Genomic DNA, 12,118 nt, shown 5'->3' with positions numbered 1-12,118 from the left:
CTTCCCCAATGGAAAAGGTGCTTGAACTTTCGATCCTTGTCCTTATTTTTGCATGCTTGCCCAATCAGCGAGGAACTTCTCCAGGCCGCTGTCAGTCAGCGGATGGGCAATCAGTTGCTTGAACACTTTCGCCGGGATGGTCGCGTAGTGAGAACCGCGGCGGGCAGCTTCTGTCACGTGCACAGGGTGACGAACAGATGCCGCGATGATTTCGGTATCAATGCCATGCACAGAGAAAATCTCTGCAATGTCTTCGATCAACTGCATGCCGTCTTGTCCGATATCATCCAGACGTCCCAGGAACGGAGACACGAAGCTCGCTCCTGCCCGAGCTGCGAGCAGCGCCTGGTTTGCGGAGAACACCAGCGTGACGTTTGTTCTGATTTTGCGCTTGGCAAAATACTTGGTCGCCTTCAAACCTTCGGCAGTCATCGGCAGCTTGATGACGATGTTTTTCGAGAGGGAAGCGAGCTTCTCGCCCTCTTCGATCATGCCTTTTGCATCGGTGCTGATAACTTCGGCGCTGATCGGACCGTCTACGATGTCGATGATTTCCTTCAATGTCTCGATGAAGTCGCGGCCTTCCTTGGCAACCAGCGAAGGATTCGTGGTTACTCCGGCCAGGACTCCCCATTCGTGAATCTCGCGAATTTCATCAACGTTTGCTGTATCAATCAAAAAACGCATGATTAGCCTCCTAGTTACGCGCGGTTGCTGCTACCGAACAGGCGCATTTTTCCTTTTACAACTTCCTTGATCGCGTCGCGAGCAGGGCCCAGGTATTTGCGCGGGTCGATTTCGTTAGGCTTCGCAGCTAGCACTTTGCGAACCGTTTCGGTGCATGCGACTTGGCTTTCTGTATTTACGTTAATTTTTCCGACACCCAGGCGGATCGATTCTACAATCGCTTCGTCCGGTACGCCGGAACCGCCGTGCAGAACGATTGGCGCTCCAATGTTGTTCGCTACTTTTTCGATGATGTCGTAGCGGATTTTTGGCACGCCTTTGTACATGCCGTGAGCTGTGCCCACTGCAATCGCCAGGTAGTCTACTTTTGTTTCTTCCCAGAAGCGGATCGCTTCCTCAGGGTTTGCCAGCGTAGCGTCTTCCTCGTCAACAGACAGGTCGTCCTCTACCCCGCCGATGGTACCGAGTTCACCTTCTACAGAAACGCCAACAGCGTGAGCAGCCTCAACAACCTGTTTGGTCAAGCGAAGGTTATCTTCAAACGAGTGATGGGAACCATCGAACATGACAGAAGAGAATCCTGCGCGAATGCACTTCATTACGATATCAAAGTTGCTGCCATGATCGAGGTGCAGGGCAACAGGTACTCCTGCGCGCTCCGCCGCCACTTTTGCAATGGCGACCGTGTAGTCCAGTCCCATGTATTTGAGTGCTCCCTCGGAAACACCGAAAATCACAGGCGATTTTTCTTCCATCGCAGCTTCGGTAATCGCTTGAGTAAACTCCAGATTGTTCAGGTTAAATTGTCCGACGGCGTATTTATGCAATTTGACGTCTTCGGTAAAAGCGGTCATAGGTACCAGTGGCATTTGGTAAATCCTCCTCTGCTAGCTTCAATCACGAGGCTTATTATATCACAGACAGGCGTTTGTTAACAGGTACGCTTGTCCCCACGCATCCGTTACCAAAAGGACTAGCAGGCGAGTTGCTGCTGTACGGCCATTCTCAGCTCGTCAATATCAAACGGTTTGGTAAAATGGGTCAACGCTCCCAACTGGGTCGCTTCCTTAATCATGTCCAGCTCACCGTAAGCCGTCATCATGATTACCTTGATATCCTGATTGATCTTTTTGATGTGCTTCAAAATCTCAATGCCGTCCATGCCTGGAATCTTCATGTCGAGAATGACCAGATCTGGCGACTCTTTTTCCACGATCTCCAGGGCCATTTTCCCGTTTGCGGCCTGGAAGGTTTTGTACCCTTCTTTTCCCAGTACCTCATACAACAAAATGCGAATACCATACTGGTCATCGACAACCAGCACCTTTTTATCATGTTTGTCGAACACGGTTACTCCCCCTTGACGAATCCATTTCCTTAATTTATTAGGTTTTCGCCTAAAAACAGGAAACTCCTGCACATTTTGCGTATCTGCTGCTGAAATTTTCCCGCGATGTCCATTTCGAGTATAATAGGGATACTATTTTCGCACCAAGCAAGGAGCCAAAAAACAAGATGGATGCGCTCTGGTTGATCTGCCTGTTGACGTTTATTATCCATACGACAGAGACACTTTCCTACGCCATTCGCTTCGCAGGGGTCAAGACAGGAAGAATCGCAGTCGCCATGTCGCTCGTCGGCATCACGCTGCTTCTCTCCCGCACCTCCAACCTGATTCAAGGGCCGTTTACCGGAGGGCTGATGGATCAAGCGGCCCTTTTGCATACCGACCCGAGTTGGCAGCTACATATGATTATAGCGGCTTCCTCTGTCGGGACGCTGGCTGCCATCGCGCTGTTTCCCACGTTCGTCCAGATTTCCAGACGAGTGATCTCGCACCTTGAGCTGGCCGGCTCGATTCCGCAAATGCTGCGCACAGCCGTCACCGTAGACAGCCTCCGCCGCGTCCGCCACCACGTGCGAATCCCGAGCTGGCAAGTCATCTCCCGTTTTCGCTTCAAAGGCATTCCCAAGCGCCTGCTGCTGCTCAACTGCCTGGGAACGGCGATTTACACCAGCAGCGTGCTCTCCGTGCTCTACGCGACGTTGCTGGCCCCCGACTACAAAGCAACGGTGCTGATGTCGTCCGGCATGATTAACGGCTTCGCTACGATTTTCATGACGATTCTGGTAGACCCGCAGGTGGCCCTCCTGACCGAGAAAGCCATGCAGGGAAAAGCGACGCAGGAATCGATCCGGGACATGTATTTGTGGCTGATGATTTCCCGTTTTTTCGGGACGCTTCTGGCTCAGCTCCTGCTCGTCCCGGCCGCCTACTGGGTTGCCTGGCTGTCTCCGCTCTTTCACTGAAAAAAGCGGCAACCGAAAGAAGACGCACCGACGGTTTCAGTCGCCGGTGCGTCTTTTTGTCTCTATTTATTTATTCAGGTTCAGGGAAGCTTTGACGAAATCGCGGAACAATGGCTGCGGACGGTTCGGACGGGAAGTGAACTCCGGATGGAACTGGGTAGCCACGTACCAAGGGTGGTCTGGCACTTCCACGATTTCCACCAGACGGCCGTCCGGGGATGTACCCGCAAAGCGCAGGCCCAGTTGAGCCAACTGCTCGCGATATTCGTTGTTGACTTCATAACGATGACGATGACGCTCATAAACGAGTGTGCTGCCGTAAGCAGCTTCGGTCAGCGTGCCAGCTTCCACTTTGGAAGGACCGATGCCAAGGCGCATGGTTCCGCCTTTGTCTTCGATTTCTTTTTGCTCTGGCAAGAGGTCGATGACCGGATAAGCGGTGTCCGGGTTGATCTCGGAGCTGTTGGCGCCGTCCATGCCTGCCACGTGACGGGCAAATTCGATAACGGCAATTTGCATACCGAGGCAGATGCCCAGGAACGGCACTTTGTTTTCGCGAGCGTAGCGGGTCGCGATAATTTTGCCTTCGATACCGCGATCGCCGAAGCCGCCTGGTACCAGTATGCCGTTTACATCGCCGAGCAGTTCGGCTACGTTTTCCGGCGTCACTTCTTCTGCGTGCACCCATTTGATTTCCACTTTGGAATCATTCGCATAACCGCCATGGTACAGCGCTTCTGCTACGGACAAATAAGCATCGTGCAGCTCCACGTATTTTCCGACAATCGCGATCGTGGTCGTTTTCGACAGGTTCTTGATTTTGTTTACCAAGGACTTCCACTCGGTCATGTCTGCTTCCTGGCAAGTCAGGCCGAGGTGGCGGCAAACATAGTCGTCCAGACCTTGCGCTTGCAGTTGCAGCGGCACGTCGTAGAGAGTTTCCGCATCCACGCACTCCACAACCGCGTTTTTGTCGATGTCACAGAACAGTGCCAGCTTGTCCTTCATTTCCTGGGTCATTGGCTGTTCGGTACGAGTCACGATCACAGTTGGCTGAATGCCCAGGCTACGCAGTTCCTTCACGCTGTGTTGGGTCGGCTTTGTTTTCATCTCGCCTGCTGCCTTGATGTAAGGAACCAGTGTCACGTGAATGTACATGACGTTTTCGCGGCCAATGTCGCTCTTGATTTGACGGATGGCTTCGAGGAACGGCAAGCTCTCGATGTCCCCTACAGTTCCGCCGATCTCGGTGATAACCACGTCTGCTCCGGTTTCACGGCCAGCGCGGAAAATGCGGTCTTTGATCTCGTTGGTGATGTGCGGGATTACTTGAACCGTTCCGCCCAAATAGTCGCCGCGACGTTCTTTGGCGATGACAGTCGAATAGATTTTTCCTGTCGTTACGTTAGAGTTGGCGCTCAGGTTGATGTCGATAAAACGCTCGTAGTGCCCCAGGTCCAGGTCGGTTTCCGCTCCATCGTCCGTGACGAACACTTCCCCGTGCTGATACGGACTCATTGTTCCTGGGTCCACGTTGATGTATGGATCACATTTCTGGATGGTTACCTTCAAGCCCCTATTTTTCAGGAGTCGGCCCAGAGAAGCCGCTGTAATTCCTTTTCCCAACGAGGATACGACCCCGCCTGTCACAAAAATATACTTCGTCATCGTTAACGTCCCCTCTTTCCCTAACCCTTTAGTAGTAGTAAAAAACGTATGAAGACGGCTCCCAAAAAAAGAAAAACAAAAGCGAGTCCTATCCCTTTTGGCAATGGGGTAGGGGCACTTTTGTTTTATAGTTTCCCTTATTTAATCCTTCTTCATGTGAAGCCCAAGGAGTATTTTATCTGTCCCTCAGGCGGAAGTCAAGGACTTATCACTTATCCTCGTCATCTTCCAGCTCTTCGTCAACTTCCTCTTCTTCGAGTTCCTCGTCAAACAGCTCGTCTTCCTCTTCTTCGAGCTCTTCTTCGTCGATTTCAGCATCAATCTCTTCGTCTTCGATATCCGCATCATCATCCACGAATTCTTCTTCGTCCTCGAAAATGACCACGTCGTCGTCTTCGTAATCCTCGACAATTTCGTCTTCGGTGTCGTAATCGTCGAAGTCGTCGTCGAGAATAACTTTTTTCTTCTTCGTTCCGCCGCCCTCTTGCGTTTCTTCCACCGTGTCAGTTGGGTACCAGCGCTTCAGTCCCCACACGTTGTCTCCAAGGCACACAAAACGGCCGTCAATATTAATCTCAGTGTATACTTGCGCGATGATAGCCATGAGTTGTTCGTTTGTCATGTTACGAACGGCAGCCAGTTCATCCATCAGTTCGCGGAAGTTGTAAGTGCGATTGGTTTCACGCAAAATTTCATACGCAATATCAACCAACGCCATCTCGCTCAGTTTCTCGGGATCAATATGAGCAAACAATTGACTCACCCAGGGCACGTCCTTTCCATTAGAAAACTATTGGCTTGAATACCGACCTCGCCCTTTGCTGGGGGACGCAGGCTTTGCTTAGGCAACTCATAAATGATGTCGATCGCCTCACTCGTATATCGTACAACATACGAAGGCTAACATACAGTATTCCTTATTTTAGACGAAAATGCAAGGCTTTCAAACACGCAAAAGACCATTTATTCTCGACACTTGCCTCTCGGCCGTTTTCCATGCGAGTCCGCTCTGTACAGCAGCACAAAAAAAGAAAGCCGCTCCGCTACCGTACAGATAGCAAAGCGGCTCTCGTGTTCATTAGTTTCGGATTAGATAATCAAATGCACCCAAGGCTGCGGTTGCACCTGATCCCATCGAAATAATGATCTGCTTGTATGGACTATTCGTGCAGTCGCCTGCAGCAAATACGCCCGGAACGGAAGTAGCGCCGTGTTTGTCGACAACGATTTCGCCCATCCGATTGCGTTCGACTGTGTCTCCCAGCCAATCGGTGTTCGGCACAAGACCGATTTGGACAAACACACCTTCCAGTTCAATGTGATGAACCGTTTCCGTCTCGCGATCCTTGTAGGAAATGCCGTTGACCTTGTCGGTGCCGGTGATTTCCGTCGTTTGCGCATTGGTGATAACCGTTACGTTTGGCAAGCTGTGCAGACGATCTTGCAAGACGGAGTCGGCTTTCAGCTCTGCAGCAAACTCAAGAACCGTGACGTGCTTGACGATACCCGCGAGATCGATCGCTGCTTCAACGCCGGAATTGCCGCCGCCAATGACGGCTACGCGCTTACCGGCGAACAGCGGACCGTCGCAATGCGGGCAATACGCCACGCCTTTGTTTTTGAACTCGGCCTCGCCAGGCACACCCACATTGCGCCAACGCGCACCCGTCGAAAGGATAACGGTTTTGCTCTTGAGCACAGCACCGTTTTCCAGTTCGATCTCGATCAGGTCTTTTTTCTCCAGACGTTTGGCACGCTGCAAGTTCATGACATCGACATTGTACTCTTTGACGTGCTCTTCCAGACTCGCTGCGAGCTTCGGACCTTCGGTGTATTTGACACTGATAAAGTTTTCAATACCTAAAGTGTCCATGATCTGGCCGCCGAAGCGTTCAGCCACAATGCCGGTGCGAATGCCTTTGCGTGCGGCGTAGATGGCCGCACTTGCTCCGGACGGGCCGCCGCCGATAACGAGCACATCGTACGGCTCTTTGTTCGCAAATTCGGCTGCATCTGGAGCAGATCCGAGCTTGGCGAGAATTTCTTCGAGCGTCATCCGGCCGCTGCCAAAAGGGTCCCCGTTCAGGAAAACCGTCGGCACTGCCATGACGTTTTTGCTTTCGACTTCTTCTTTGAACGCAGCACCGTCAATCATAGTATGTGTAATACCAGGATTGAGAACACTCATCGCGTTCAGTGCTTGAACTACATCAGGACAATTGTGGCAGCTCAAGCTGACATACGTTTCAAAGTGATATTCGCCTTTCAGACTCTTCACTTGATCGATGAGCTTCTGGTCAACCTTTGGAGGTCTGCCGCTCACTTGCAGCAAAGCTAACACCAAGGAAGTGAACTCATGTCCCAATGGTACGCCCGCAAAAGTTAATCCGGTATCTTCACCGATACGATTGACACTAAAGCTAGGTGTACGCTGCATGGAGGTTTCTTCAAGCTTTATTTTCTGTGACATGGTTGCCAGTTCTTCCAGCAAAAGCATCATGTCACGAGATACGCTATCGGAACCAGCGCTGTACTTCAGCAGCACTTCGCCTTCCATAAGCTGAAGGTATTGCCCTAGTTGCGCTTTAATTTCTGCGTCCAGTATCATTTATCCCACTCCTTAGATCTTACCAACAAGATCAAGGCTTGGTTTCAGGGTAGCAGCACCTTCTTGCCATTTCGCCGGGCAAACTTCGCCTGGGTTGTTGCGAACGTATTGAGCTGCTTTCAGTTTGCTTACAATGGCGCTTGCATCGCGACCGATGCCGCCTGCGTTGATTTCGATTGCTTGGATAACACCATCTGGGTCGATGATGAAAGTACCGCGATCAGCCAGTCCCTCTTCTTCAATCAGTACATCGAAGTTGCGGGAGAGCGTGTGAGTTGGGTCGCCAATCATGGTGTAAGTAATTTTGCCGATTGTCTCGGAAGTATCGTGCCATGCTTTGTGAGTGAAGTGAGTATCTGTGGAAACGGAGTAAACTTCAGCTCCCATGGATTTCAATGTTTCGTATTGGTTTTGGAGGTCTTCGAGTTCAGTCGGGCAAACGAAAGTGAAGTCTGCTGGATAGAAGCAAACAATGCTCCATTGACCTTTAAAGTTTGCTTCGGTAACTTCTACAAAATTGCCTGCTTTGTAAGCTTGAGCTTTGAAAGGCAGTACTTCTTTTCCGATAAGGGACATAGTGAACATCCTCCTACATGATTGTTTTAAGAATTATTAAATGTAATAATTCTAACTTGATAACAATTATCATTCAAAACTTTCCGTTTGTCAACCTCTATTATAATAACTTTAATTTAGAATTTGTGCCTACATTAGTCTTGAATATTTAACGGAAGAATATACGCGTTTACATTGGCCCTTTTTCCGCGGCTCCCCCGTAAAAACAAACGATACAAGGACTGCCTCTGCAAAAAGAAGTGGTCCTTGTATCGTTTTGCCTTGCTCTAGCCTGTTACATATTTCTCCGGTACTGGCCGCCGACCTCGTACAAAGCGGCGCTGATCTGACCGAGCGAAGCGACCTTCACTGTCTCCATCAGCTCGGCAAAAATGTTTTCGCCTGCCATCGCCACCTCTTGCAAGCGGCGCAGCGCTTGTGGCGCTACGTGGCGGTTGCGCTCCTGGAACGCGCGCAGATTGATGATCTGCTGTTCCTTTTCTTCCTCTGTCGCCCGCGCCAGCTCGATCTCGTAATCTTCTTCGGACGCGTTCGGATTGATAAAGGTGTTAACCCCGATGATCGGCAGCTCGCCAGTGTGCTTTTTCATTTCGTAGTACATCGACTCATCCTGGATTTTGCCGCGCTGGTACTGCGTCTCCATCGCTCCCAGCACGCCGCCGCGCGAGCTGATCCGCTCGAACTCCTGCATGACGGCTTCCTCCACCAGATCGGTCAGCTCGTCGATGATGAATGCGCCTTGCAGCGGGTTCTCGTTTTTCGCGAGCCCCATCTCCTTGTTGATAATCATCTGGATCGCCATGGCCCGGCGCACAGAGTTCTCTGTCGGGGTCGTAATCGCCTCGTCGTAGGCGTTGGTATGCAGCGAGTTGCAGTTGTCGTAAATCGCGATCAACGCTTGCAGCGTCGTCCGAATGTCGTTGAAATCCATTTCCTGCGCGTGCAAGGAACGTCCAGAGGTCTGGATGTGGTATTTCAGCTTTTGGCTGCGCTCGTTGCCGCCGTAGCGGTTTTTCATCACAGTCGCCCACACGCGGCGCGCCACCCGGCCGATGACCGTATATTCCGGATCGAGGCCATTGGAGAAAAAGAACGACAAATTCGGCGCAAAATCGTCAATGTGCATGCCTCTGCTCAAGTAATACTCCACGTACGTAAAGCCATTCGCCAACGTAAACGCCAACTGCGTGATCGGGTTAGCCCCCGCCTCCGCGATATGGTAGCCGGAAATGGACACGGAGTAGTAGTTGCGCACTTTATGGTCGATGAAATACTGCTGAATGTCGCCCATCATCCGCAGGGCAAACTCTGTCGAGAAAATACAAGTGTTCTGCCCCTGGTCTTCTTTCAAAATATCCGCCTGAACGGTTCCGCGAACAGTCGACAAAGTGTACGCCTTGATCTGCTCCGCTTCTTCCTCGGTCGGCTGGCGGCCTTCCCGCTGGACAAACTTCTCGATCTGCTGCTCAATCGCCGTGTTCATAAACATCGCCAAAATCATCGGTGCCGGGCCGTTAATCGTCATCGACACAGACGTGCTCGGCGCGCACAGGTCGAAGCCTGCGTACAGCTTTTTCATGTCGTCCAGCGTGCAGACGCTCACTCCGCTCGTCCCGATTTTCCCGTAAATATCCGGGCGGTAATCCGGGTCTTCGCCGTACAAGGTCACAGAGTCAAAAGCCGTACTGAGCCGCTTCGCTTCGTCGTTTTGCGAAAGGAAATGGAAGCGCCGGTTCGTGCGCTCAGGCGTGCCTTCGCCAGCAAACTGCCGCTTCGGATCTTCGCCCTCCCGCTTGAACGGGAACACGCCTGCCGTGTAAGGAAACTCGCCCGGCACATTTTCCTTCAGCGACCATTTCAAAATCTCGCCCCAGTCCTCGTAGTCCGGCACCGCTACTTTTGGAATGCGCGTACCCGACAGCGATTCCGTGAACAGTTTCGTGATGATTTCCTTGTCCCTGATTTTCGTGACAAACTGGTCCTTTCTGTACGCTTCCTTGAGCTTCGGCCAGTTGTCGAGAATCCGCCGGCACTCGGGATGCAGTTTCTCCTCAAACAGCCTGATCTGCTTGTCGAGCACCGCAACCAGCTCTGTCGCTGCCTCTTCCTGCGCCGCGAGCAGCGTCTCCTTTGCGCCGTGCAACTGATACAGCTTGCGGGCGATGGCAGACTGCTCCTCGGTGTACGCGCGGTATTGGCGGACCGTGTTGGCGATTTCCTGCAAGTAGTTGATTCTTTCTGTCGGAATCAACGAAGTTTTATGAATTTTTACCGGAGTCGTATCCAGATTCTCCACAGGCCAATCCACGCCTGTCTTTTCCACGATCCGATGCATCAGGGCAGCAAACAGCACATTTGTCCCCGGATCGTTAAACTGGCTGGCGATCGTTCCGTAGACGGGAATCTTCTCGTCAGGCAGATCGAATAACTGGTGGTTGCGGCGGTACTGCTTGCGCACCTCGCGCAAGGCATCCTCCGAGCCTTTTCGCTCAAATTTGTTGATCGCGATCACGTCGGCAAAATCAAGCATGTCGATTTTTTCCAGTTGGGACGGCGCGCCAAACTCGCTGGTCATGACGTACATGGAAACGTCGCACACCTCAGTCACTTGTGCATCGCCCTGGCCGATCCCGCTCGTCTCTACGATGATGAGATCAAACTGAGCCGCACGGGTAACCTGGATCGCGTCCTTCAAAGCGGCGGACAGCTCCATGCCGGACTTTCTCGTCGCCAGACTGCGCATGTAGACGCGCGGCGTATTGTTGGCATTCATACGGATGCGGTCGCCCAAAAGCGCTCCGCCCGATTTCTGCTTGGACGGATCGACAGACAAAATCGCGACAGTTTTTTCCGGATACGTGCGCATAAACCGGCGAACAAGCTCATCTGTCAGCGAGCTTTTTCCGGCCCCACCTGTGCCTGTGATCCCGAGCACCGGAATCGAGTCTCGCGCTTCCCGCACGCACTCCTTGAGCGGTTCCTTCCACTCCGGCTGATCGACGGCGTACTCCGCCACAGAGATCAGGCGGGCAATCGCCTTGTGGTTTTGCTCGCGCAAGCCAGCGACTTCGTTTTCCAACTGCTTGACTGTCGGAAAATCGCTGTTTCGAATCATGTCGTTAATCATGCCTTGCAAGCCCAAGCGTCTGCCGTCATCCGGCGAGTAAATTTTACAGACGCCGTATTCTTCCAGCTCCCGGATCTCGCGTGGAACGATGACACCGCCTCCGCCTCCGAAGACGCGGATATGCCCAGCTCCCCGTTCGCGCAAAAGATCAATCACGTATTTGAAATATTCCACATGGCCGCCCTGGTAGGAGCTGATGGCAATGCCTTGCACGTCCTCCTGAATGGCGGCGGTCACGATATCATCGACAGAGCGGTTGTGACCCAGATGGATCACTTCCACTCCCGAAGACTGCAAAATACGGCGCATGATATTGATCGAGGCGTCGTGACCGTCGTACAAGCTGGCGGCGGTCACGAAGCGAACCTTGTTTTGCGGACGATACACTTCGGTTTCCATCGTTCCACTCTCCCCCGAGATTCAATTAATTGACGTCAGTCGGAGACACTGATTTCCCGAAGCAGCAGCGTAATCTGCTTCTCGGTGTACTCCTCCAACGTATAGTGCTTGTGCAGAGCCCAGCGGCGGAACACCCACATTTCGCCCAACACCATGATATTGTCAGCCATCAGCTTGACATGCTTCTCATCGAGGCGCAGCGAGCCGTCGGCAATCCCTTTTTGCAGGATCTCGACAAAAATTTGCGCAATTTCTTCCTCACGTCCGAGAACGTAGCGCAGCGTTTCTTTTGGCAACGACTTCGACTCCTGGTAAATGAGCAGGACGCGGTCGCTCATCTGATCCATCACACGAAAGAAGCTGCGGATGGCGAGCTTTAAAATTTTCAGCCCTGTGCCGTTAAAATTGATCGCTTCGCGCAGGCGCGTCTCCATCTCGGCATGAATCGCATCGCAAACGAGATAGAGTACGTCTTCCTTGGATTCGATATATTCGTACAAGGTTCCGATACTGAACCCCGAAGCCCGGGCAATCTCCCTTGTCGTCGTCTTGTGAAAACCTTTATTGATAAAGAGATGAACGGCAGCCTCAATAATTTGCTCTCGCCGTTTTTCAATCAGTTTCGGGTCCTTTACCAAGGACGGTATGGTTTTTCTCTTTTCGGACACAACAAATCCACCTTTCCAACCGACTGAGCGTTTAGTCAGACACTTTCAGGAAAAGAAAGGAGCAAACGCTCTTCT

The 12,118-nt window shown here is 52.0% G+C and carries 10 protein-coding genes; 1 reads left to right on the top strand and 9 read right to left on the bottom strand.

Annotated elements, in window-relative coordinates; genetic code table 11:
* Nucleotides 1-42: 42 nt before the first annotated feature.
* From fsa to AC3WJN_RS05440, 3 genes are all read right to left on the bottom strand, one after another.
* The gene (fsa, locus tag AC3WJN_RS05450; protein ID WP_005827818.1) at nucleotides 43-687 is read right to left on the bottom strand and encodes a fructose-6-phosphate aldolase; all 645 of its coding nucleotides are present in this window, start codon (nucleotides 685-687) and stop codon (nucleotides 43-45) included.
* Nucleotides 688-701: 14 nt separating this feature from the next.
* The gene (fba, locus tag AC3WJN_RS05445; RefSeq protein WP_005827820.1) at nucleotides 702-1,556 is read right to left on the bottom strand and encodes a class II fructose-1,6-bisphosphate aldolase; all 855 of its coding nucleotides are present in this window, start codon (nucleotides 1,554-1,556) and stop codon (nucleotides 702-704) included.
* A gap of 104 nt (nucleotides 1,557-1,660) precedes the next feature.
* Nucleotides 1,661-2,035, bottom strand: a complete 375-nt coding sequence (locus tag AC3WJN_RS05440) for a response regulator (protein WP_005827822.1) — start codon at nucleotides 2,033-2,035, stop codon at nucleotides 1,661-1,663.
* 167 nt (nucleotides 2,036-2,202) lie between these two features.
* Between AC3WJN_RS05440 and AC3WJN_RS05435 the strand changes: the two genes are divergently transcribed.
* Nucleotides 2,203-2,997 carry a lipid II flippase Amj family protein gene (locus AC3WJN_RS05435; RefSeq protein ID WP_005827824.1) on the top strand — a complete coding sequence of 265 codons (795 nt, stop codon included), beginning with the start codon at nucleotides 2,203-2,205 and terminating at the stop codon, nucleotides 2,995-2,997.
* Between the two features lie 66 nt (nucleotides 2,998-3,063).
* On the opposite strand, the gene pyrG is transcribed toward AC3WJN_RS05435, so the two are convergent.
* From pyrG to AC3WJN_RS05405, 6 genes are all read right to left on the bottom strand, one after another.
* Nucleotides 3,064-4,665: a CTP synthase gene (pyrG, locus tag AC3WJN_RS05430; protein ID WP_005827826.1), complete on the bottom strand. Its 1,602-nt coding sequence runs from the start codon at nucleotides 4,663-4,665 to the stop codon at nucleotides 3,064-3,066.
* 208 nt (nucleotides 4,666-4,873) lie between these two features.
* Nucleotides 4,874-5,428: a DNA-directed RNA polymerase subunit delta gene (rpoE, locus tag AC3WJN_RS05425; protein ID WP_005827829.1), complete on the bottom strand. Its 555-nt coding sequence runs from the start codon at nucleotides 5,426-5,428 to the stop codon at nucleotides 4,874-4,876.
* 315 nt (nucleotides 5,429-5,743) lie between these two features.
* A complete protein-coding gene (ahpF, locus tag AC3WJN_RS05420) occupies nucleotides 5,744-7,273 on the bottom strand; it encodes an alkyl hydroperoxide reductase subunit F (RefSeq protein WP_007786105.1) in 1,530 nt (509 codons plus the stop codon).
* A 12-nt stretch (nucleotides 7,274-7,285) separates the two neighbouring features.
* A complete protein-coding gene (gene ahpC / locus AC3WJN_RS05415) occupies nucleotides 7,286-7,849 on the bottom strand; it encodes an alkyl hydroperoxide reductase subunit C (RefSeq protein WP_005827833.1) in 564 nt (187 codons plus the stop codon).
* A 274-nt stretch (nucleotides 7,850-8,123) separates the two neighbouring features.
* Nucleotides 8,124-11,375, bottom strand: a complete 3,252-nt coding sequence (gene icmF, locus AC3WJN_RS05410) for a fused isobutyryl-CoA mutase/GTPase IcmF (RefSeq protein ID WP_005827834.1) — start codon at nucleotides 11,373-11,375, stop codon at nucleotides 8,124-8,126.
* 35 nt (nucleotides 11,376-11,410) lie between these two features.
* Nucleotides 11,411-12,043 (bottom strand): TetR/AcrR family transcriptional regulator, encoded by a 633-nt coding sequence (locus AC3WJN_RS05405; RefSeq protein ID WP_005827837.1) that lies wholly within the window; start codon nucleotides 12,041-12,043, stop codon nucleotides 11,411-11,413.
* Nucleotides 12,044-12,118: the final 75 nt, after the last annotated feature.

The sequence above is a fragment of the Brevibacillus sp. FW306-2-1A-C05A genome (genome assembly GCF_058781555.1).
The sequence above is the reverse complement of the archived record's forward strand: the minus strand, read 5'-3'. Positions and strand labels throughout refer to the sequence as shown.

Bases quoted from the DNA above. Each gene is read 5' to 3' on its own strand.
- ahpC (WP_005827833.1), bottom strand. From the start codon at position 7,849: ATGTCCCTTATCGGAAAAGAAGTACTGCCTTTCAAAGCTCAAGCTTAC.
- fsa (WP_005827818.1), bottom strand. From the start codon at position 687: ATGCGTTTTTTGATTGATACAGCAAACGTTGATGAAATTCGCGAGATT.
- AC3WJN_RS05435 (WP_005827824.1), top strand. From the start codon at position 2,203: ATGGATGCGCTCTGGTTGATCTGCCTGTTGACGTTTATTATCCATACG.
- ahpF (WP_007786105.1), bottom strand. From the start codon at position 7,273: ATGATACTGGACGCAGAAATTAAAGCGCAACTAGGGCAATACCTTCAG.
- icmF (WP_005827834.1), bottom strand. From the start codon at position 11,375: ATGGAAACCGAAGTGTATCGTCCGCAAAACAAGGTTCGCTTCGTGACC.
- fba (WP_005827820.1), bottom strand. From the start codon at position 1,556: ATGCCACTGGTACCTATGACCGCTTTTACCGAAGACGTCAAATTGCAT.
- pyrG (WP_005827826.1), bottom strand. From the start codon at position 4,665: ATGACGAAGTATATTTTTGTGACAGGCGGGGTCGTATCCTCGTTGGGA.